We start from the raw sequence: 20,772 nt of genomic DNA, 5'->3' as shown, positions 1-20,772 counted from the left end.
TCCCGATAGCGATGGTAAACCGATGGCCGATAATACAAGACAATTTCGCTGGATTACGACGATTAAATCGAATCTAGACTGGTTATTTGCCAATAATGCCGATGTTTTTGTCGCTGGCGATTTACTCTGGTATCCCGTGGAGGGAGATAATAAGACTCGACAAGCGCCTGATGTGATGGTCGCTTTCGGCAGACCGAAAGGGGAAAGAGGTTCCTATCAACAGTGGAAAGAGAACAATATCCCCCCGCAAGTGGTTTTTGAAATTCTCTCTCCAGGTAATACCCAAACGGAAATGACCAGAAAACTACTGTTTTATGACCGTTATGGTGTGGAAGAATACTACATTTATAATCCCGATAAAAATGATTTGGGTGGCTGTATTCGTCAGGAAAATCGGCTCGAAAGTCTGGAAAATCTCGATAATTGGGTAAGTCCTCGCTTGGGCATTCGTTTTCAATTAGCCGAACCGGAATTACTCTTGTATTATCCCGATGGTCAACCCTTCACCAGTTACAACCAAGAACGACAACGGGCCGAAACGGAACGACAACGGGCCGAAACGGAACGACAACGGGCCGAAACGGAACGACAACGGGCCGAAACGGAACGACAACGGGCCGAACGATTGGCGGCAAAACTGCGGGAGTTAAATATTAATCCCGAAGAAACTTAAAAAAAATTATCGATCGAATCAATCGATCGAGATAGTCTCGGTACAATAAAAGTAGATAAATATCAAGTCCTCTAGCTAGAGTCGGAACAGTAAGCCCAGAAAAAATGCGCTAGGGCAGGGTTGACTAAATCGACGAAGCAATCGCTAAATAGGGGTAATTTCCGTCCACTTCTCCCCAATCCTGAACGGGAGAGGCAGAACCGAAGAATTTCTATAAAATTTCGGTAAGGGTGGAAAGATCAAGTAAGTTAGCGTTAGGGCTTAATCTTCGCCACGGAAAGTAGAACTATGACAGTTTGTGAATATCGGCCAGGTTTAGAAGGAATTCCCGCCGCCCAATCGAGTATCAGCTTTGTGGATGGGCAAAAGGGAATCTTAGAGTATCGGGGCATTCGGATTGAGGAACTCGCCGAAAAAAGTACCTTCCTCGAAACCGCCTATCTCCTTATCTGGGGTGTTCTGCCCACGGAGGCGGAACTGGAAGAATTTGCCGATGAAATCCGTTATCATCGACGCATCAAGTACCGTATCGAAGACATGATGAAATGCTTCCCCGAAAAAGGCCATCCCATGGATGCGCTACAAACTTCGGCGGCGGCCTTAGGGTTATACTATGCCCGTCGGGCTTTGGATAATCCCGAATATATCCGTCAGGCAGTAGTCCGGCTATTAGCGAAAATCCCCACCATGGTGGCGGCGTTTCAATTAATTCGCAAAGGTAATCATCCCATTCAGCCCAACGATAGTCTTGATTATGCGGCCAATTTCCTCTATATGTTGACGGAAAGACGACCAACGGATTTAGCGGCGAAAGTTTTCGATGTCTGTTTGACTCTCCACGCCGAACATACCATGAATGCCTCGACTTTTTCGGCCATGGTGACGGCCTCCACTTTAACCGACCCCTACGGTGTCATCGCTTCAGCAGTGGGAACTCTCGCCGGCCCCCTCCACGGTGGGGCCAACGAGGAAGTATTGTTAATGTTAGAGGAAATCGGTTCGGTGGCTAATGTTCGTCCCTATGTGGAAAAATGTATCGCCAATAAACAAAAAGTTATGGGTTTTGGACACCGGGTATATAAAGTTAAGGATCCCCGGGCGACGATTTTACAAAATCTTGCCGAACAATTATTCGCGGAATTAGGTTCCGATGAATACTACGATATCGCCCTAGAATTAGAACAGGCAATGGTGGATATCTACGGCGAAAAAGGTATCTATCCTAATGTGGATTTCTATTCGGGATTGGTCTATCGGAAATTAGGCATCCCCAATGATTTATTTACCCCGATTTTTGCCATCTCCCGGGTGGCCGGTTGGTTGGCCCACTGGAAAGAACAATTAAATACTAACCGCATTTTCCGTCCTACCCAAATCTACACCGGAGAACACGAAGTCCCCTATACACCGATCGAACAACGTTCTTAGATTTTATCTCCCATTCTTGATGGAAACACGGTTTCTCGCCTTTGTCAATCTTTCCTAGGCGAGATTTTTTGTCTCATTTCCTGTTATATTGATGGGGCAAGGAAACAGTCCAGTGGCTTTCAGCTTGGTCAGTTTCGGTGTATATAGCAAGACAAGGTCTTTACTTCTAGATAGTCGGACAGAAAAATATTAAAGATTATGGTGAAATTTTGGCGGGGATTAACGGTATTTTTAATTTCTTGTTTATTGCTGATTTCCCTAACTGCTTGTGGTAATCAAGTTAGACGCAATCAAGTGGTCATATCGGTATTAAGTGACCCAAAAACCTTTAATGCTGTTTTATCGGCCGAATCCCCGAATATTTTTGGTTTAACCTACGAAGGACTATTAACAGAAAATCCCATTACTGGCAAAAAAGAACCGGTCTTAGCAGAATCTTGGACAATTTCCGATGATAATTTGAGCATTATTTTTACTATCAGAGAGGGTTTAAAATGGTCAGATGGTCAACCCTTAACTGTTGATGACGTGGTTTTTACCTATAAAGATTTATATCTAAATCCTGATATTCCTAACAACTACCGCGATAGTTTAAGAATAGGATTAAAAAAAGAATTCCCCGTTATCACTAAACTAGATAATCGCAGAATTGAATTTAAACTACCCGAACCTTTTGCCCCTTTTTTAGATGCTGTCAGTTCACCGATTTTACCTAAACACGCTTTAGAAAAAACTATTCAGAAAAAAAGCCCCGATGGTAGGTTAGAATTTCTCTCCACTTGGGGGTTAGATACTCCTCCCGATAAAATTGTTTTTAATGGGGCTTATAAACTAAAAGAATATATAACGGGACAAAGGATTATTTTTGAAAATAACCCTTCCTATTGGAAAAAAGATGCCCAGGGACAACAATTACCTCATATAACTTCGGTAATTTGGGCAATAGTTGAATCTCAGGATACAACTTTACTACAATTTCGTTCGGGAAGTTTAGATTCTATTGCGGTAACTCCAGAATTTTTCTCCCTATTAAAAACCGAAGAAGAAAGAGGAAATTTCACTATTTTTAATGGGGGACCTGCCTACGGAACCCAGTTTATCAGTTTTAATCTCAATCAAGGAAAACGCGACGGAAAACCCCTAGTAGATCCGATTAAATCCCGTTGGTTTAATAACTTAAATTTCCGCCAAGCTATTGCCTACGGCATTAATCGTCAAAGAATGATTGATGATATCTATCGAGGATTGGGACAAGAACAAAACTCTTTTCTTTCTATCCAATCTCCTTTTTACGATAAAACCCTGAAAGGTTACGATTATAATCCCGAAAAAGCCAAAGAATTATTATTAGAGGCGGGATTTAAGTATAATAGTGATAATCTGCTAGTCGATGCCGATAATAATCCCGTTAGATTTAACCTGATTACTAATGCGGGTAATAAAATCAGGGAAGCTATTGGGGCGCAAATTAAAAATGATTTAGCCGCAATAGGAATTCAAGTGGATTTTCAAGCGATCGCTTTTAGCAATTTAGTTGATAAACTAAGTAATAGTCTAGATTGGGAAGCACATATTTTAGGTTTTACCGGCGATAATGAACCCCACGCCCCCAATATTTGGTATGTAGATGGAAATCTCCACGCTTTTAACCAACAACCTCAACCCGGCAGCCCGCCAATTCAAGGCTGGCAAGCGGCGGATTGGGAGAAAAAAATCGCCGATTTATACGTCAAAGGTTCCCAAGAATTAGACTTTGAGAAGCGCAAAGTTATCTATAATGAAATTCAACAACTTCAACAGGAATACGTCCCGTTTATTTATCTAGTTAATCCCCTCGCTTTGGGGGCCGTGCGTAACTGCTTTGAAGGAATACAATTCTCCGCCTTGGGTGGTGCATTCTGGAATCTAGAAGAATTAAAGAAAACCTGTGGAGGTGTTTAATGACTCATTTTGGTTTCCTCTGTCCTACAACCTCTGGACATATTTATTCTCTTCTACCTTTAGGAAAAGAGTTACAAAAACGCGGTCATAAAGTTACCTGTTTTTTAACTCTTGATGGTGAAGAAATGGTGCAAGCAGCCGGCTTAGATTTTCAGGCAATTGCACCCGACCAATATCCGAAAGGCACATCAGCCAAAAATTTAGCCGAAATTGGTCAATTACAGGGAAAAGCCGCCGTCCGTCGCACGGTACAATCAGTTACTAATTCTACCGCTGCCCTCTTTGAAACTATCCCTCAAGAGATGCGTCGCTTGGGAATTGATGCCCTAATTGTCGATCAAGTCTCCCCCTCAGGAGGTACAATCGCAGAAAAATTAGCTATTCCCTTTGTCAGTTTTGCTGGGGCATTGGTTTTAAATCGTGATCCGCTTATTCCGCCCTTTATGACCACTTGGGACTATAATCCCTCATTTATCGGGGTTATTCGCAATAAAATTGGCTATAAACTCCTTGACTCTCTGACTCGTCCTCTGAATGAGTTAATCAACCAGCAGCGTCAAGAATGGGGGTTAATTCCCTATCAAAACATCAATCAACGCTATTCCCCCCTTGCTCAAATTAGCCAACAACCCGCCGAATTCGAGTTTCCTCGGTCAAATTTACCCGCTCACTTTCACTTTACCGGCCCCTTTCACGATTCCTCCACCAGAAAAACGATTCCTTTTCCCTACGAAAAATTAACCGGACAACCCTTGATTTATGCTTCCCTCGGTACAATTCAAAATCGCCTACAATCGGCCTTTAATGCGATCGCCGAAGCCTGTGCCGATTTGCCGGTACAATTAGTTTTATCCTTGGGCAACACCGACTCTAACATTCAAATAACGACAAAAAACGCCCTAGTTGTTCCCTACGCTCCCCAATTAGAGCTTTTAACCAGATCCTCTCTTACTATCACCCACGCAGGCTTAAATACTACCCTAGAATCCCTTGCCCAAGCTGTACCGATGGTGGCCATTCCCATCGCTAACGACCAACCGGGGGTATCTGCTCGAATAAAATGGTCGGGGACAGGGGAAGTGATTCCGATTTCCCGTCTAGAAGTTCCCCGTTTACGAAAGGCGATTGAAAAGGTCTTATCCTTCCCCAGTTACCGAGAAAATGCCCTGAAAATGCAAAAAGCACTACAGAAGACTGGAGGAGTGAAAATGGCCGCCGATATCGTCGAAAAAGCCATTTCTACCGGCCAACCCGTCCTATCGGTATAACTGGACTTCCCCGTTGACAAAAGGCCATAACCTGTGCTGTAGGAGGGATTAAGAGAATTTCTGATGCCCCTTTACTGGGTACAAATCAGGGAAACCCCTAATAAATCTAACGCATGATTGTTGCAGAGAAGTCGGTCGAGTTATCTTAGAAAAACGATAACTTCCCTCTCTAATCGTACATTCTACTGTATTCAAGCAAATTGTCCCCAAGTCCTCCAATAAAGTCCGAAAGCTATGCCCAGGGATGTTCTCTTGATTCCGTTTTTTTGTCTCTTTAGACTGAGCGGATTCACTGCGACTCGCTTTAATCACATTCAGATTGAGTCGCTTGAACAATCAAATCCAATTCCTTCTCTGATGCTTCTAATAATGCCTCTCTTTGTTGTTGATTTTTCTGGGCAATTAAGGGATTTCGACAAGCAATTAATCTTTCGTCTGGATAATCTTCACTCTCAAATTCCACTAAGTTTACCTGATCAAATAACCCTAATTGAATCGCTTCTACCTCAGCCAGTTTCAAATTGTCGATAATATCATCGGGTAATTTTGAGAGGTTGGCCAGGGTTCTTTTTTTGACTTGATCCCCTTCTCGGTAAGAATCAGGTCGAAGAACGGCGGGGGGGGAATTACGGTTAGGAACTTTTTCTATATACATGAGCACTATTCTAGCAAATAGAGAGAGTTCTTATCCATTAAGAAGTGTTACAAATTACATGGGTATATTAAGAAAAGTTAATGGGTGTATCCATTGATGGATAAGGGTTTTCGGCTATTGTAGTAGATATGTATGGGGGAAGTTCAGCTATTAGCTCAATATCCCCTAGCGGATGCCCAGAAAGGCTTCACTCTCTGAGTATTTTTACTCAAGTCTGTCGAGGGGGACAGCTTATGTGACAGTTGAGGGTGCGGAATGTGGGTTATGCTCAAGAGTGTCATCAGTGGTTAGATAAACAAAGTGTGGAGGATTTTTTAAAGCATTGCCCCCCTACCGCTATTTATTGAATTTTAACATTTAATTTATAGGTGGCATTGCCACGAGTTCCCCCTACAATTATTTCATAATTTCCAGTAGCAGGTAATTTTAGACTAGATTGGGTAGCTTCTGTTTTCAATATTTCCCCATTCGGTGCAATCACATCAAATACGGCATTATTTTCTAACGATGTAATTTTCAGATCCATTCTCTGTCCTCGATTTGCTCTTAAGAGATAAATATCTCGACTCCCTCGCACAACCGATTGATTAACGGTGGCGCTATTAGTTCCGGGTGCAAACCGGATTTGAGACACTAAACAAGGTTGTTTTTGATAAACGGCTCGTCCCGTATTCAAAGAATCTGAAGTTAATGTCCAGATTTCTTGAGTTTTTTGGGTATCTAACTCAATTTTTGTCGTGATATTTAAGTTTAACTGATTCCCCTTTTTTGTTCCTTGTAAGGTTTGAGTATAGGAAGTATAATAGGATTCTTGTTCATTCTGAATTGTAGCTTCTACCCGACCCGTGACTTGATTTCCCTGAATATAAATCCTCGCCGTAGAATCCAGACCATCATTAGTAGCAACCGAAAAACAATAACCTTGAATCGAAGAATCACTGGGCGCTTGAGCGACTTGTAGGGGGGAATGATTTGCCATCCCAGGTGTAAGATTCAGTAAACTTGCAAAAACGACTACACATCCTAATAATTTCATCATAATCGCAACCATTCAAAGTTTTCACTAATGCTAAACTACTTATCGCCCCAGCCACCATATCTAGACCTTAGTGGTGCAGAAAACTACTGAAAGACTTGCTGGACAAGGAGTCCGAGTTATATAGGGCGTTGGCAGGAGGAGCAACTTTATGAGATACTTAAGTTCCCTAACCGAAAGTCATCGCTATGTTAGCCTCTCTCCTTTATCTTCAACTACTTGAGCAACTAAGTCAATGGATTAAGCCGCAAGATAAACGGCATCTGCAAGGGTTTGCCGAGATAGTAGCCGCAATTTTACAGTCCCAAAGTGCTTGTCTGAGCCATTGGCTGCCTATCTGAGCCATCGGGATTGTCAAGCCCGCAGTCACCTAGAACGACTGAGCTACTTTGTCCACAACCCGAAAATCAGGGCGGAGACCTTCTATGCTCCCTTAATTAAGCATTTTCTCAGCGTCTGGTCGGGAGAAGCTCTGGAATTAACCCTCGATACCAGTATGCTCTGGGTTAACGAAGGCAGGGGGCAGGAGGCAGGGGGCAGGAGGCCGTTTTTGTAACGGGGATTTATGCCCCGCTCCAAAAACTTTTCGCCTTAAGGCGAGGTTTTAGACCCGATTTTGCCGATAAACTTGAGAGGTAATTTGTTCAATAAAGTTAAGTGTATTTGGGTTGTTATTTTGTAATTTTACTGCTAACTCTAACAATGGTTCTAATTGTTCATCGGAGAGATTTTGTGTTACTAAGGCAGGAGTCAGGAGTCAGGAGTCAGGAGACAGGAGACAGGAGACAGGAGACAGGAGACAGGAGACAGCTTTTGTGTATTCTCCCCACTTGCCACTTGCCACTTGCCACTTTCAAGTCAGGAGTAAGTAAGAATTACGGCAATTTACATTTCTTAAGATAGACAACAGAATTTATGTCCGACTACTTAACAGAATGATTCCTGCTGCAGTTTTGACGTAATAAATTAAACGGTATCCCCCACTTTTGCCTTTTTGAATATCACTATTTCGGACTCTCAACTTGAAGACAGTATAACCAATACTAGGTATTTGATCACCAGGTAATTCTCCTTGCTCAAGTTGTTCAATCATAGGTTGAATGTCATCTCGAATACTGCGATATTTCTTAGCAAGAGTGCGGAGATTTCGCTTGAATGTCGCCGAGGCTAAAACTTGAATTATGGGTTGATTAGTCATCTTCTAACCCTTCCCAAAGTTGAGAAACGGGAATGGTTTGTCCAGTCATGGCTTCATGCCAAGCTTGCCGAAAGTCTGCTAAAATTTCTGCTTGAGATGTATCTTGGGTTTCCTCCTCTGGGATAAGAATAATAACTTCTACACGGCTGTTTTTGTCTATGATTAAAGGATGATCTAGGGTGAGTTGTCCTTGTTCATCAATGGTTGCCATAACCTTGAGTGCTTTCATGTTTCTCTGCTTGAGTGGGTTAGTTCAATATCTAAATGCTGCTAATTTTCCCAAAGTTTTACCTGATCAGAATCTTTTCTAGTTCTTTAACTAAAAGTGGTAAATCATTTTTAACGGTATTCCAAACAATATCTTCATCAACATTTAAGTAATCGTGTACTACTTTGCTCCGCATTCCGACGACTGCTTGCCAAGGAATTGTTGGATAATTCTCTCGAAAGTCTGGTGATACACGACGCGCTGCCTCTCCGATAATTTGCAATAAATGGGTGAGGGATAACCGTAAAAGTTCGTTATTATCAAAATCTTCTCGACTGACACCTTCTACAAAGCTAAGTGCTTTATTTGCTGTGTCAATCATGTGTTCAACATACACTTGATTATCTTTCTGCGACATAACACACCTCTGCTGTTGCTAAAACACGCTCACGAATATGATGATTAAGAGATTTGATGGTAACGAGATCAATAGTACGTCCATCAAATAATTGAGATAATTCTTCTTGAATTTGATGAAGTTTGAAAAAACTGGGGGTAAAACCAAGTTCAAACTCAACGAGCATATCAATATCACTATCTGCCGTGAAATCATCTCGTAAAACTGAACCAAATAAGGAAAGTTTATGAATATGCCAATGTTGACAAAGTTGTGAGAGTTTTTCTTGAGAAATTTTCATATTTTCGTGTTGATCAAATTAGTTTGACTTCCAAGCTTTCTAGTTGTTGGTTTATCCAAGCGGTTGCCGTTTCTTCCTCGGTTTCTATCGCTTTTTATACTCCTATTTTAGCAATTTCTAAGAGTTGTTTGGATTTTGCTTTTAAAGTACTCTTAGAGTAAAGGTGCGATCGCTTTCAAAAGTTCTGTTAATTTATTTTCAACTATGTCCCATACCACATCCAAATCAAGCTGATCGTATTTATGAACAATGACATCTCGCATTCCAGCCATTTCTCGCCAAGGAATTTCTTGATGTTGTTGACGGAAGATTACAGAAAGACGTTTAGTCGCTTCACCAATAATGGTAATTTGGTAGAGGATGGCAGACAATTTTTCATCATTGTTTTCCAATTCTGATTTACCGATACCATCGGTATAGCGCAAAATACGTCTAATAGAATTTACAATGTCGATTAGAGATTCTTGATCACGAAGCATATATAATCTGTGCTGATTCTAAAATGTTTTTACATCTTAGCCAGTTATCACTCCGTTTGAGTGCTGCTTTCACAATTAAATCTACTTTTCGATCAAAAATTGCTTGCAGTTCATCGCGCATTTGTAGGGTTTCGGTTAAACCTCGTTTAGCAGTTGGGGAAAAGGTAATTAAAATATCAATATCGCTATCTGAACGGAAATCTTCGCGTAAAACTGAACCAAATAATGCCAATTCGGTGACTTGCCACTTTTGACAAAATCCTTTAATTTGTTCCATTGGCAGATTTATTTTTGGGTTCATCAGATTAGGTTTACTCCCAAGCTTTCTAATTGTTGGTTTATCCGAGCAGTTGCCGTTTCTTCATCGGTTTCTAATAAAGGGTCTATTTAGAGATTTTTTGCAACTTCATCCCTATTTTTCTCATTTTTGAACTCTCAAAAATTAATTATCCAAGAAGTCTAATCGAAGATTTTAACCGCGGCTAAAACTTCTTCTTTGAGCATAAGTATAGCTTCTGTCATTGCGTTTGTTAGAGAATTAATATCTTTGAGGACATAACCTAAATATCCATTATTAAGTGCAATATGAGCGCGAGGCCAAACATCACAATGAGGCCAAGAAGCATCTGAACATTCAATGTGAAGGTGTAAGCTTTGTTTATATTTAGCATGAGCAGCATCATCAGGTTCATTAGGATCGCAATGAAGTAAACAAAATTCTTTTTCTGCTGGTTCTGGTAAGTTTTTATCAATGATATAAAAATGAAGATAAGCACGGTCTAGATAAAATTTTTCTTTTTTGCCTTGATAGGTTTTATACCATCTTTCATAATAGGTAGCTTGTAAGTCAGGGACAAAAGTTTTAAAACGGCTCTCAGTATATTGATTCGTTGTTGATTGATAAGTATCTCTGACAGACGCAACATATTCGTCACCTTTACTAACAGGTTGAACAAATAGATTATTTTTTAAAACAAGTGGCCTTAGCATCTTTTTAATTAATTGAGTACGCTCTTTCAAATCTTGAGAGTTTATTTCAATTTTCATCTTTTGTATTCATACACCATAAATAGAACAATCTTCTTCAGTAAATCCGTAAAGCTTAGAGACAGCTTTATCAATTTCAATTTCAAGTTGAATTGCTTCTTTTCCTGATGCTAAAAAACGCTGATCAACAAGACGTAAAAGCTGAGACATATCAAAGGATGACACTTTTGTTGGATCAGGAACAGGAGTTTTTAAAAGCGTTTTTGGTTCTAACATTGAGTAACCACTACCATATTTATGCGAATGTTCAGAAATATAGCGATAGCAAATACTAGAATTCAAAATTGCGACAAAATACCGCAGTAAATCACTCTCCAGTTGACGATCTTTAGGATAAATAATTGGGGAACGAATAACAGCAAACTTGCCTTCAAGATCAAGGGAAAAACGAGGCATAATTGATAAATGGGGACTAATAATTTTAGGTTGAAGTAAATATTTACAGTTAGGTCGTGCTAATTGCCACCATGATTTATTTTCCTTTTTTACGGCGTAACGAGATTCTAACGTTTCTTGATGTAATAACAAATATTTCCAAGTTTTGGGATATTTATTTCTAATCTCATCTTCTTCTAATAATTTTTCCTCAAAATAAGGATAAAAAAGATATTGACTAACTTTCTGAGGAGTAGTATAAACTTCCATTTCTCGATCAGATAAATAAGGAATAAAAATAGCTTCCTCTCCTTTAGGAATATGAGACTTAGGCATAATAAAAACCTTGTTATGACCTGTTGCCACACCCTGTCCAATATTCATAAACTCCGAAAGTTTTGGTAAAGTTTCTAGCTTTTGTTGAATTCGAGCAATTGAAGGAGGTTTGATCACCCAGTCTTCCCCATTAAAAGCATTTTGAGGAACTTTAAAAACACTGTAAAATTGACTTTCTACTTCCCTTCCTTCTACAACATCTTGTAAAGCACGTCCCACTAATTCTTGACAATGAGAAATCGTCGCTAAAGGTTCTGGTTGTACATTAAATCGCTTCTGAAAAATGAGAAGAACAATGTAAGTATCTACTTGACCAAAAATTGGGATAGCAGATAGATCAACTAAGCAACGAATCCAAGCTTCTCGGGTGATGCGTTGACGAATTTTAGCATCACTTTCTGACAAAAGAAATTTATGAGGTAAAACAAATAATCCATAACCACCGGGTTTTAATACTTCTAATGCTATTTTGATAAAAGCTAAAGATAAATCAATTCTTCCCCTTCCATCATCTCCCATAAATTGTGCAATTCTTTTTCTCATTGCTTCTGTTTGATCCGACAAAGCAACAAAGGGGGGATTAGTAATAACTGCACTAAAACTCTCTTTTAATTCGGGATGATCTTGATAGTATTGAATTGACTCTGCTGTTTCAATGGATAATTGTGACGGTAATTGATCTGTCAAAACTAAGTGAAGAAGTGAAAGAGATAAAAGTGCCGCTTGACAAGCATTAGGATCAACATCCAATCCAAAAACATTCTGAAAAGCCGATTGAATCAATTCAGTTGTAACTTCTCCCTGCATAGGATCACACTGAATTTCTAATAAAGTTCTTACAAAGATTCCTGAACCGATAGCAGGTTCTAACGTTTTTAATTGTTGAAATTCAATGGGAGGCATTTGTTCCCGTAGATACCGAGCAAAAAACCTCGCAATAAATTGAGGAGTATAAATACTTCCATAAGCTTTATTTCTCTGCTCTGTTGGTAGGGGGGGAAATAAGCTTAGTTGATCGGATTCTTCAACTCTTAAAATACTGGTATATCTTTCATAAATTCGACTAAGAGCGTGTTTAGAAATGAGAGAAAAATCATATTCGTAAGGTCTTGCAGATTTAATTCTATAAAAATCCTGCAGCAAAGCTTTCACAGTTTGAGTATTTAAACTATCAAAAGCACTGAGTAAGGAGCGATCAATTAAATACTCAGGTATGTTAGTTTGTCCAAAATCTTCAAGAGTTTTAAGAATTGACTCTCGAATGGTTAAGGAATTGCTGTTATTTTTTAAGAAGGTTTCAAATAGGGTATTTGAATTAGAAAATTCGTCATACCTTTGGGGATATGAGCGGCGATAATTATCTTCAACGGCTCTCGTAAAAATAATAGCATTAAACAAAGCCGAAAACTGTTGATTAGATATATTTTCTTCCATTTCGGCATATAGATTTCGCTTCCAGAATGAAATCGTTTCAATCAAAGCATCATCCAAAGCAGGAAGATTAGGATGATGGCGTTGCCCTGAAATGGCTTCAAATACTCCGCTTCTGAGATTGTCTAAATTTTCGCGAGAAATTGGATATGATTTTGCAATTTTTTCTGGGCTACATCTGTTAAAAACATAAAGGATTTTCTCGGATTCAACTTGAATATGCCAGTCAAGTAAATTATTATAGGAAATGCCCAAAAGATTTTTTTTCTGAGTATAATTAAGGTCGGCATAGGGTCTTTTCAAAAAAGTAATAACAGCCTGATGTTCTAATCCATGTTCAACAATAAGATGAGCATTGGCAAAATCATTCGTTGATGGAATATCTAAGCTATCACTGGGTGTCCATTCAAAATTATAGGCAAAATCATTAAGTATTTTCCTAGTACGATCTACAGTCAGCAATGTCGATGACGATGGTGCTGTCAGTTCCATTACTATACTGTAAAGATTTTGTACCATGACAACGATTATCCTTGCTATCGAAACTTTATATCTCCATCAAACAAATGTATCATACTCAGGCAGAATTAGAAAAGTATTTTGACTAGGTTGTTATGGTCATTTCTTTGATGACCGTTAATGGCGATCGCATTTGGGGCAGCTTTGCCGTGGCAATTGTCCGTGACTCAATATCTGTAATAATCTAATACAGCCCTTGTAAACCTTCTTTAAGCTCTGGGTTTTCGTCTTGATCGAGATGCACAAAATCGCCCTTAGATGAGAATTAGTTTACAAAAATTTACATTTGGAGATAAGGAGCAATGAGTCAAGTTTCCGGTACAGATGTTCCCGATTTGGGTCGTCGTCAATTTATGAACCTGTTGACCTTTGGTACAATTACCGGAGTAGCGGCGGGGGCTTTGTATCCGATTGTTAAGTATTTTATTCCCCCCTCGGCCGGTGGTACGGGTGGCGGTGTCACCGCAAAAGATGCCCTAGGCAATGATGTGATTGTCAGTCAATTTCTGACCACCCATAACCCTGGCGATCGCACCTTAGCCCAAGGTTTAAAAGGCGACCCCACCTATTTAGTCGTCCAAGAGGACAAAACCCTAGCCAACTACGGAATTAACGCCGTCTGTACCCACTTAGGTTGTGTGGTGCCATGGAATGCCAGCGAAGAAAAATTCATGTGTCCTTGCCACGGTTCCCAGTACAATGCCGAAGGAAAAGTAGTTCGCGGTCCAGCGCCTCTATCCTTAGCCCTCGCCCATGCCAACGTCACCGATAATGATAAAGTCGTCTTCTCCACTTGGACGGAAACCGACTTCCGCACCGGCGAAGAACCCTGGTGGTCCTAGATTATTCAATGTGACGAGATTTGGAATTATTTAACCGATAGAGATGAGAACATTCAACTTTTTAAGCTTCCCGCAAGTCCACAGACAGGCCCTAGTGAAAGCCGTCCTCGTGGCGATCGCTACCGTTTCCCTACTCCTAACCAGCGATGTCATTAACCCCCAATCTGCCCAAGCATATCCTTTTTGGGCGCAACAAACCGCCCCGGAAACCCCCAGAGAAGCAACCGGTCGGATTGTCTGTGCGAACTGCCATTTAGCCCAAAAACCCGCCGAAATTGAAATCCCCCACTCGGTATTACCCGATAGCGTCTTTGAAGCAGTGGTAAAAATCCCCTACGATCCCGCCAGTCAACAGGTGTTAGGAGACGGATCGAAGGGGGGTTTAAACGTCGGTGCAGTCTTAATGCTACCGGATGGTTTTAAAATCGCGCCCCCCGATCGCATTCCCGAAGAAATGCAGGAAAAACTCGGTGGAGTCTATTTCCAATCCTACAAAGAAGGTCAAGATAACGTGGTTATCGTCGGCCCCTTACCCGGTGATCAATACAAAGAAATCGTTTTCCCCGTCCTGGCCCCCGATCCTAGCCAAAATAAGGGTATTCACTTCGGTAAATATGCTGTGCATTTAGGGGCCAATCGCGGTCGCGGTCAAGTGTACCCCACCGGTGAACCGAGTAATAATAACGCCTTCAAAGCTTCTACCGCAGGTACAATTAGCCAGATCAGCAAAACCGAAGCCGGTGGTTATGAAGTCACCATCACTTCCGAAGCTGGCCCCGTGGTGGAAAATATTCCCGCAGGTCCTGAGTTAATCGTCTCGGAAGGTCAAGCGATCGAAGTGGGACAATTTTTAACCAGTAACCCCAATGTCGGCGGTTTTGGTCAAAAAGATACGGAAGTTGTCCTGCAAAATCCCGGCCGGATCAAAGGATTAGTTTTATTCCTCGGTGGTATTATGCTCTGCCAAATCCTCTTAGTTATTAAGAAAAAACAAGTGGAAACAGTACAAGCGGCCGAAATGAATTTCTAATCGCAATATTTCGGTTATTTTTGCTAAAAAGCGGGTTATTTGCCCGCTTTTTAGCTTTGATTCAGGAAAATGCTCACCCCTCGCTGCCGTCTGATACAATCGGTTCAGCTTAACCGATAAGTGTCAATTTTTTATGAATCAGTCGCTTGTTCCAGTCATTCTCGCCGGGGGTAAAGGGGAACGTTTTTGGCCCCTCAGTCGTCTAGCGCGTCCGAAACAGTTTCTCTGTCTTGATGGTAGTGGTCGCAGTCTTTTACAAGCAACGGCCGATCGTCTATTATCTTTAGCGGCAGGTTGGGAAAATCTCTGGGTAATTACCGCTAGTGCGATCGCTGATGGTGTCCGCGAACAACTGCCCGATTTACCGGAGAGTAACCTATTAGTGGAACCGGTGGGCAAGGATACGGCCCCGGCTGTGACTTGGGCCACCTTAGAAGTGATAAAACGTTATGGTAAAGAAGTGGCGATCGGTTTTTTTCCTGCCGATCATTATATTGGTGATCAAGAGGCTTATATTAACACTTTAAAAGCGGCCGTAGAAGTGGCCGTCAGCCAAAAAGCGATCGTTACTTTAGGGATTAAACCCGATTATCCCTCCACCGGTTACGGTTATATCGAACAGGGAGAAAATCAAGGCGAATTTAATGGTTTACCCGTCTATAAAGTTAGTCGTTTTACGGAAAAACCCGATCGCACCACGGCCGAAAAATTCCTAGAAACGGGACTTTTTAGCTGGAATAGCGGAATGTTTATCTTTCAGGGACAAGTGGTTTTAGAGGAGCTAAAAACCCACGCTAATAATATTTTACAACCTCTGATCGATCGGGGCATCGCTGCCTATGAGGATTTAGAGAAAAAAAGTATCGATTATGCTTTGATGGAAAAAACCCAACTCGCTTACGTTTTACCCGCTAATTTCGGTTGGGATGATCTGGGAGATTGGAATTCTCTGGAAAGATTACTAGAAGCAAAGGGCAAAAATATTGAACTGGCCAATCATGTCGGTTTGGATACGGAGGGGGCTATTATCTATGCTAGTGATGAGGAAGAAGTGATCGTTACTATTGGTTTAAAAGATCTGGTAATTGTTCGCGACGGTAAAGCGACTCTCGTTGTCCACAAAGATCGTACCCAAGATATTAAACAAGTTCTCAAACAATTACAAACCGATCCCAAATTGGAGAAATTGTTATAGGATTGATATTAGTTACCAGCTTTTTCAGTAATCAGTGATCAGTAAACAGTAATCATTGAAAAGACAGTAGGAAACTTTTATTTAATACTGCTAACTTAAAACTCAAATCTGATCACTGGTAACTTACCCACTGATAACTGATAACTGATAACTGATAACTGATAATACCGTGTTCTCACTCCCCCAAACCAGTCAAAGACAAAAAGAAATCCTTGAGATAGTTCTCGGCAACGGTTGGGACTATATGCGCGGGGTTTTAACCCTAGGAAAAACAGAAAATCCCCAGATTCCCACCCCAGAAGTTCTCAAAAAAATCCTTGTGGAATTGGGGCCTTTTTATGTCAAATTGGGACAGTTACTTAGTACCCGTCCCGATCTGCTACCCGCTAATTATATCGAGGCTTTAACTGCCCTACAAGCGCAAGTTCCTCCCGTTGCTTGGACAGATATAGAAATAGTCATCACCGAACAGTTAGCAAAACCGATCGAACAGGTATTTAAGTATATTAATCCCCAACCGATCGCCGCAGGATCGATCGGGCAAATTCATCGGGCAACTTTATTATCCGGGGAGGAAGTAGCGATTAAAGTCTTGCGTCCGGGGATCGAAAAAATTGTCGCCCAAGATAGTGCCTTAATTAAGGGAATTGCTGATTTAGTTGCCTTCACAGAATTTGGTCAAAGTTATGACGTTGTTAACTTAGCAGAGGAGTTTATTAAAGCAGTCAATGCGGAATTAGATTTCACCCAAGAAGGTCATTATACTGACCAATTACGCTATAATTTAACCCAGAGTCGGTGGTCAGAACCAAAACAGTTAGTTATTCCTAAAATTTATTGGCACTTAACTAATTCCAAGCTATTAGTGTTAGAATGGTTAGAGGGAAAACAAATTTTAGATGCCGATGTTTCTAGACCAGCAACTGAGCAAGCAATTTCCCAAAGAAAAAGCGAAATAACTAGGATTTTGTTTCGGTCATTTTTTCAACAAATTTATATTGATGGCTTCTTTCATGCCGATCCTCACCCGGGTAATATTTTCTATCTTGACGATGGTAGAGTGGCTTTAATTGACTGTGGCATGGTGGGCAGATTAGACCCACAAACTCAACAAATTTTAACAGAATTGTTATTGGCAATTGTTGACTTAGATGCCAAAAGATGCAGTCAACTAACTATTAAACTGTCCGAGTCAGTGGTGCCGATTACTTTAGTACAATTAGAGGTGGATTATGAGCGGATGTTGCGAAAATATTATAACCTCAATTTAAATCAAATTAACTTTAGTGAGGTGGTTTATGAACTTTTGCAAATTGCCCGTCGCAATAGAATTAAACTTCCGGGTAATTTAGGTTTATTTGCCAAAAGTCTCGCTAATCTAGAAGGAACTGCCCGAAAATTTAATCCTGATATTAATATCCTAGAAGAAGTCAAACCGCTATTAACTAATATTCTTGAACAACAGTTAATCGGTAGCACTCCCCTACAAACTGCCCTAAGAACAGTTTTAGACTTGAAATCTTTTTCCCTGAAATATCCCCGTCAAATCGAAGTTTTACTAGATGGTTTAACCTCGGAAACTTTGAATGTTAATCTGAAAATTCGCGACTTAGATAATCTCCGTCGCAGTTTAGATAATTCCGCCAATCGACTAGCTTTTAGTGTGATTATTGGTTCCTTAATTATCGGGGCTGCCATTGTAACAGCCAGCGCCCAATCTCGGCAATTAACTATTATTAGTACCGTATTATTTGCTACAGCTAGTTTAATCGGTTTATGGTTAGTTGTCGGTATCCTGCGATCAGGAAGATTGCGCTAGAAATTATCGCCATTAAATTAAGATTTGTTGTTGTAAAAATTTCGCCCACCGACTGGCTAATTCAACTTCAGTAAAGGGAATTCTTTCAGGCGATCGCTCTTTAAAAATAAATTCTAGGCAAGGGGAACCTTGGGGGGGAAGAGCATCTAAATCCACCACTTGATTATTAACTAACAGACGGATTTCTTTGACCTCCTCTAGGGAAAAAGTTTGTAAATTTATGACTCCCTTACGAGTTGGCTTTCCCCAAGTGATAATTTTATCTTTTTGACCTAAGACAGAATATATATCATACTTAGCTCGCTCGAAGTTTTCCGCCCATGATCGATAGATTTCCACTTTTTGGTATTCATTCCAACCACTCCAAGCCAACCAAATAAATAGAATTAATAAAGGTGTCCACAATAACCCGCGTTCCATAAACTATCGCCCCAAAATTCTGGTCAATTAATCCTATTTTATGCTAAGTGGGTGGGTGGAATTAAATATAAGATGAACGTAGGTTGGGTTGAAGCATGAAACCCAACGCCCGATTATGTTACGCTACCGCTAACCCATCCTACAAATAATTGTGCCTCCCTACTTAATTGGCAGCAAGGGATTATACTAGGGTTTGCGGCAAAAAGTTTTTCCTGGGGGTTGGGGTGTGGGGAAGGAAACCTCTTTCATCTGCGGTGGTGAAAATTTTTTCATCGGGACTGACTTGCTGATTCGGAAAAAAAAGGGCAGACAAAAGCCTCCCCTAGTATTAATGATTGGTCAATCAAACCTTAGACATCGTAGTAGAGAGAGAACTCGTAGGGGTGAGGACGTAAGCGCATCGGGTTAACTTCGTTATCGAGTTTGTAGGTGATCCAGTTTTGGATAAAGTCTTCGGTAAAGACACCAGAATCGGTCAAGAAAGCGTGATCTTTTTCGAGACTTTCCAGAGCTGCTTCTAGAGAACCGGGGGTAGAGGGTATTTTTGACAATTCTTCGGGGCTGAGTTCGTAGATATCCACATCGAGAGGTTCCCCCGGTTCAATTTGATTTTTAATCCCATCGATACCGGCACAGAGCATAGCGGCAAAAGCGAGGTAGGGGTTAGAAGTGGCATCAGGACAACGGAATTCTAAACGTTTGGCTTTCGGGTTGCTTCCCGATAAAGGAATCCGAATCGAAGCGGAGCGATTACCTTGGGAGTAGGCCAGGTTTACAGGGGCCTCAAAACCGGGGACGAGACGCTTGTAAGAGTTGGTGGTGGGGTTAGTTAAAGCTAAGAGCGCGGGAGCGTGTCTAAGCAAACCGCCGATGTAGTGCAGTGCCATTTGGCTAAGTCCGGCGTATTTATCCCCGGCGAACAGGGGTTGACCATCTTTCCAGATGGACTGGTGAACGTGCATCCCGGAACCGTTATCACCAAAGATGGGTTTGGGCATAAAGGTGACGGTTTTACCGTATTTCTTGGCCACGTTCTTGATGCAGTATTTGTAGGTCATCAAGTAGTCGGCGGCCCGTACTAGGGTAGAGAATTTAATCCCTAACTCGTTTTGACCACCAGTGGCGACTTCATGGTGATGTTTTTCGATGGGAACTCCGCAGTCGGCCATGGTTAAGAGCATTTCCGTGCGAATATCTTGAGAGGTATCGGTGGGACTAACGGGGAAATAACCCTGTTTGTAGGCGGGTTTATAGGCAAGATTTCCCTCTTTTTCGTCTTTACCGCTATTCCAACGACCTTCGACACTATCCATATAGTAATAGCCTGCGTTGGCGGTTTGGTCGAAACGAGCGCTATCAAAGAGGAAAAATTCCGCTTCCGGTCCAAAAAATACGGTATCACCTAAACCGGTGCTGCTAAGATAATCGATCGCTTTCTGAGCAATAGAGCGAGGATCGCGGCTATACCATTCACCGGTTCTCGGTTCTTTGATGCTACAGATCATGCTTAGGGTAGGTTCTTTGTAGAAGGGATCGATCCAAGCAGTGCTGGGATCGGGAACCATGGCCATATCGGATTCGTTAATTGCTTTCCAACCGCGAATACTGGAACCATCGAAGGCAACACCATCGCTGAAAGAGCTTTCATCGATTTGATCGTAGTAGAACGAGCAATGTTGCCAAATACCCGGCATATCAATAAATTTCAGGTCGATAATCTTAATATTGTTGTCCTGAATCATTTTCAAGACTTCTTGTGGCGTTTCGGGCATGGAAAACTCCTTTGACGTATGGATCGGTTCTTAAGCTTCTCAAAAAATCCATCCTAAACAGTCACTTTGGCCGGTTTTGTATTTTTCGATACAAAATCTTTAATCCTAGCTTGAAAAAATCTGTAATTTCCTTGTTCAGGTCGGTAATTGCTCCGAATGGCGATTTGCCCATCAGCCTCTACTGCTCCTTGCCATACCTCAAGCAGGTTCGCGTTCGCTTCTGCAAACATTTGCCGTCTAGAGATTTTCTGCTCACTCAAAAGCTTAGGGACTTGCGTGGGAATAATATCCCAATCGATCGGAGGGCGCAAGCTTTGCGCCCCTACAGTAACGGATTTTGTCCACAATGTAGGGGCGAACTGCGTTCGCCCAAAAGGTACATTATCAAAGCGCAAGTCCCTT

General features: G+C 41.2%; 19 protein-coding genes and 3 pseudogenes. 9 read left to right on the top strand and 13 right to left on the bottom strand.

The features are described from left to right. The 4 genes from IM456_RS21590 to IM456_RS21575 all read left to right on the top strand — a co-directional run. Positions 1 to 673 (top strand): Uma2 family endonuclease (locus IM456_RS21590; RefSeq protein WP_287694307.1); only part of this gene is annotated, 673 nt, incomplete at its 5' end. 288 nt (positions 674 to 961) lie between these two features. Beyond that, positions 962 to 2,101 (top strand): citrate synthase, encoded by a 1,140-nt coding sequence (locus IM456_RS21585; RefSeq protein WP_079207318.1) that lies wholly within the window; start codon positions 962 to 964, stop codon positions 2,099 to 2,101. 198 nt (positions 2,102 to 2,299) lie between these two features. Beyond that, positions 2,300 to 4,042, top strand: a complete 1,743-nt coding sequence (locus tag IM456_RS21580) for an ABC transporter substrate-binding protein (protein ID WP_287694303.1) — start codon at positions 2,300 to 2,302, stop codon at positions 4,040 to 4,042. Then, positions 4,042 to 5,310: a glycosyltransferase gene (locus IM456_RS21575; protein ID WP_287694301.1), complete on the top strand. Its 1,269-nt coding sequence runs from the start codon at positions 4,042 to 4,044 to the stop codon at positions 5,308 to 5,310. The genes IM456_RS21580 and IM456_RS21575 overlap by 1 nt, the downstream gene beginning before the upstream one ends. 71 nt (positions 5,311 to 5,381) lie before the next feature. On the opposite strand, the pseudogene IM456_RS23625 reads toward IM456_RS21575, so the two are convergent. Both IM456_RS23625 and IM456_RS21565 read right to left on the bottom strand, forming a co-directional pair. Beyond that, a pseudogene (locus IM456_RS23625) lies at positions 5,382 to 5,827 on the bottom strand (IS1634 family transposase); the annotation flags it as partial. 478 nt (positions 5,828 to 6,305) lie between these two features. Then, entirely contained in the window at positions 6,306 to 7,016 is a 711-nt protein-coding gene (locus IM456_RS21565) for a hypothetical protein (protein ID WP_149987424.1), read from the bottom strand. Positions 7,017 to 7,189: 173 nt separating this feature from the next. Here IM456_RS21565 and IM456_RS21560 point away from each other — a divergent pair. Next, a pseudogene (locus tag IM456_RS21560) lies at positions 7,190 to 7,506 on the top strand (IS4 family transposase); the annotation flags it as partial. 408 nt (positions 7,507 to 7,914) lie between these two features. Here IM456_RS21560 and IM456_RS21555 read toward each other — a convergent pair. The 8 genes from IM456_RS21555 to IM456_RS21520 form a co-directional block, all read right to left on the bottom strand. Continuing rightward, the gene (locus IM456_RS21555; protein WP_149987426.1) at positions 7,915 to 8,199 is read right to left on the bottom strand and encodes a type II toxin-antitoxin system RelE/ParE family toxin; all 285 of its coding nucleotides are present in this window, start codon (positions 8,197 to 8,199) and stop codon (positions 7,915 to 7,917) included. Then, positions 8,192 to 8,428, bottom strand: coding sequence for a type II toxin-antitoxin system RelN family antitoxin (locus IM456_RS21550; protein WP_002754695.1), 237 nt, complete (start codon positions 8,426 to 8,428; stop codon positions 8,192 to 8,194). The genes IM456_RS21555 and IM456_RS21550 overlap by 8 nt, the downstream gene beginning before the upstream one ends. Before the next feature lie 58 nt (positions 8,429 to 8,486). Further along, on the bottom strand, positions 8,487 to 8,825 hold the full coding sequence (locus tag IM456_RS21545) for a HepT-like ribonuclease domain-containing protein (RefSeq protein ID WP_287694297.1): 339 nt from the start codon (positions 8,823 to 8,825) through the stop codon (positions 8,487 to 8,489). Then, positions 8,809 to 9,105 (bottom strand): nucleotidyltransferase family protein, encoded by a 297-nt coding sequence (locus IM456_RS21540; protein ID WP_287694295.1) that lies wholly within the window; start codon positions 9,103 to 9,105, stop codon positions 8,809 to 8,811. The genes IM456_RS21545 and IM456_RS21540 overlap by 17 nt, the downstream gene beginning before the upstream one ends. Positions 9,106 to 9,257: 152 nt before the next feature. Next, positions 9,258 to 9,584, bottom strand: a complete 327-nt coding sequence (locus tag IM456_RS21535; protein ID WP_287694293.1) for a HepT-like ribonuclease domain-containing protein — start codon at positions 9,582 to 9,584, stop codon at positions 9,258 to 9,260. Then, a complete protein-coding gene (locus tag IM456_RS21530; RefSeq protein WP_002789522.1) occupies positions 9,574 to 9,861 on the bottom strand; it encodes a nucleotidyltransferase family protein in 288 nt (95 codons plus the stop codon). Before IM456_RS21530 ends, IM456_RS21535 begins: the two co-directional genes overlap by 11 nt. A 182-nt stretch (positions 9,862 to 10,043) precedes the next feature. Then, positions 10,044 to 10,631, bottom strand: coding sequence for a hypothetical protein (locus IM456_RS21525; RefSeq protein WP_287694290.1), 588 nt, complete (start codon positions 10,629 to 10,631; stop codon positions 10,044 to 10,046). Between the two features lie 9 nt (positions 10,632 to 10,640). Further along, a complete protein-coding gene (locus IM456_RS21520; RefSeq protein ID WP_287694288.1) occupies positions 10,641 to 13,292 on the bottom strand; it encodes an Eco57I restriction-modification methylase domain-containing protein in 2,652 nt (883 codons plus the stop codon). A gap of 302 nt (positions 13,293 to 13,594) precedes the next feature. On the opposite strand from IM456_RS21520, the gene petC reads away from it, so the two are divergent. The 4 genes from petC (at position 13,595) to IM456_RS21500 (ending at position 18,178) form a co-directional block, all read left to right on the top strand. Continuing rightward, positions 13,595 to 14,134 (top strand): cytochrome b6-f complex iron-sulfur subunit, encoded by a 540-nt coding sequence (gene petC / locus IM456_RS21515; protein WP_061432350.1) that lies wholly within the window; start codon positions 13,595 to 13,597, stop codon positions 14,132 to 14,134. 43 nt (positions 14,135 to 14,177) lie between these two features. Beyond that, positions 14,178 to 15,164 carry a cytochrome f gene (gene petA / locus IM456_RS21510; protein WP_012265194.1) on the top strand — a complete coding sequence of 329 codons (987 nt, stop codon included), beginning with the start codon at positions 14,178 to 14,180 and terminating at the stop codon, positions 15,162 to 15,164. 133 nt (positions 15,165 to 15,297) lie between these two features. Then, positions 15,298 to 16,359 carry a mannose-1-phosphate guanylyltransferase gene (locus IM456_RS21505; RefSeq protein WP_149987430.1) on the top strand — a complete coding sequence of 354 codons (1,062 nt, stop codon included), beginning with the start codon at positions 15,298 to 15,300 and terminating at the stop codon, positions 16,357 to 16,359. Positions 16,360 to 16,528: 169 nt separating this feature from the next. After that, on the top strand, positions 16,529 to 18,178 hold the full coding sequence (locus IM456_RS21500; RefSeq protein ID WP_149987431.1) for an ABC1 kinase family protein: 1,650 nt from the start codon (positions 16,529 to 16,531) through the stop codon (positions 18,176 to 18,178). 12 nt (positions 18,179 to 18,190) lie between these two features. Here IM456_RS21500 and IM456_RS21495 read toward each other — a convergent pair whose 3' ends face one another. From IM456_RS21495 to IM456_RS21485, 3 genes and pseudogenes are all read right to left on the bottom strand, one after another. Next, entirely contained in the window at positions 18,191 to 18,598 is a 408-nt protein-coding gene (locus IM456_RS21495) for a hypothetical protein (protein ID WP_012265197.1), read from the bottom strand. Between the two features lie 350 nt (positions 18,599 to 18,948). Next, positions 18,949 to 20,370 carry a type I glutamate--ammonia ligase gene (gene glnA / locus IM456_RS21490; protein ID WP_287694283.1) on the bottom strand — a complete coding sequence of 474 codons (1,422 nt, stop codon included), beginning with the start codon at positions 20,368 to 20,370 and terminating at the stop codon, positions 18,949 to 18,951. A 53-nt stretch (positions 20,371 to 20,423) separates the two neighbouring features. Beyond that, positions 20,424 to 20,772 (bottom strand): annotated as a pseudogene (locus tag IM456_RS21485) (hypothetical protein); the annotation flags it as partial.

Source organism: Microcystis sp. M079S1 (assembly GCF_020246425.1).
Taxonomy (GTDB): Bacteria; Cyanobacteriota; Cyanobacteriia; order Cyanobacteriales; family Microcystaceae; genus Microcystis; species Microcystis aeruginosa.
The sequence above is the reverse complement of the archived record's forward strand: the minus strand, read 5'-3'. Positions and strand labels throughout refer to the sequence as shown.

What these genes read in the sequence shown, in the direction of transcription:
- IM456_RS21585 (WP_079207318.1), top strand. Translation starts at nt 962, where the DNA reads ATGACAGTTTGTGAATATCGGCCAGGTTTAGAAGGAATTCCCGCCGCC.
- IM456_RS21580 (WP_287694303.1), top strand. Translation starts at nt 2,300, where the DNA reads ATGGTGAAATTTTGGCGGGGATTAACGGTATTTTTAATTTCTTGTTTA.
- IM456_RS21575 (WP_287694301.1), top strand. Translation starts at nt 4,042, where the DNA reads ATGACTCATTTTGGTTTCCTCTGTCCTACAACCTCTGGACATATTTAT.
- IM456_RS21565 (WP_149987424.1), bottom strand. Translation starts at nt 7,016, where the DNA reads ATGGTTGCGATTATGATGAAATTATTAGGATGTGTAGTCGTTTTTGCA.
- IM456_RS21555 (WP_149987426.1), bottom strand. Translation starts at nt 8,199, where the DNA reads ATGACTAATCAACCCATAATTCAAGTTTTAGCCTCGGCGACATTCAAG.
- IM456_RS21550 (WP_002754695.1), bottom strand. Translation starts at nt 8,428, where the DNA reads ATGAAAGCACTCAAGGTTATGGCAACCATTGATGAACAAGGACAACTC.
- IM456_RS21545 (WP_287694297.1), bottom strand. Translation starts at nt 8,825, where the DNA reads ATGTCGCAGAAAGATAATCAAGTGTATGTTGAACACATGATTGACACA.
- IM456_RS21540 (WP_287694295.1), bottom strand. Translation starts at nt 9,105, where the DNA reads ATGAAAATTTCTCAAGAAAAACTCTCACAACTTTGTCAACATTGGCAT.
- IM456_RS21535 (WP_287694293.1), bottom strand. Translation starts at nt 9,584, where the DNA reads ATGCTTCGTGATCAAGAATCTCTAATCGACATTGTAAATTCTATTAGA.
- IM456_RS21530 (WP_002789522.1), bottom strand. Translation starts at nt 9,861, where the DNA reads ATGGAACAAATTAAAGGATTTTGTCAAAAGTGGCAAGTCACCGAATTG.
- IM456_RS21525 (WP_287694290.1), bottom strand. Translation starts at nt 10,631, where the DNA reads ATGAAAATTGAAATAAACTCTCAAGATTTGAAAGAGCGTACTCAATTA.
- IM456_RS21520 (WP_287694288.1), bottom strand. Translation starts at nt 13,292, where the DNA reads ATGGTACAAAATCTTTACAGTATAGTAATGGAACTGACAGCACCATCG.
- petC (WP_061432350.1), top strand. Translation starts at nt 13,595, where the DNA reads ATGAGTCAAGTTTCCGGTACAGATGTTCCCGATTTGGGTCGTCGTCAA.
- petA (WP_012265194.1), top strand. Translation starts at nt 14,178, where the DNA reads ATGAGAACATTCAACTTTTTAAGCTTCCCGCAAGTCCACAGACAGGCC.
- IM456_RS21505 (WP_149987430.1), top strand. Translation starts at nt 15,298, where the DNA reads ATGAATCAGTCGCTTGTTCCAGTCATTCTCGCCGGGGGTAAAGGGGAA.
- IM456_RS21495 (WP_012265197.1), bottom strand. Translation starts at nt 18,598, where the DNA reads ATGGAACGCGGGTTATTGTGGACACCTTTATTAATTCTATTTATTTGG.
- glnA (WP_287694283.1), bottom strand. Translation starts at nt 20,370, where the DNA reads ATGCCCGAAACGCCACAAGAAGTCTTGAAAATGATTCAGGACAACAAT.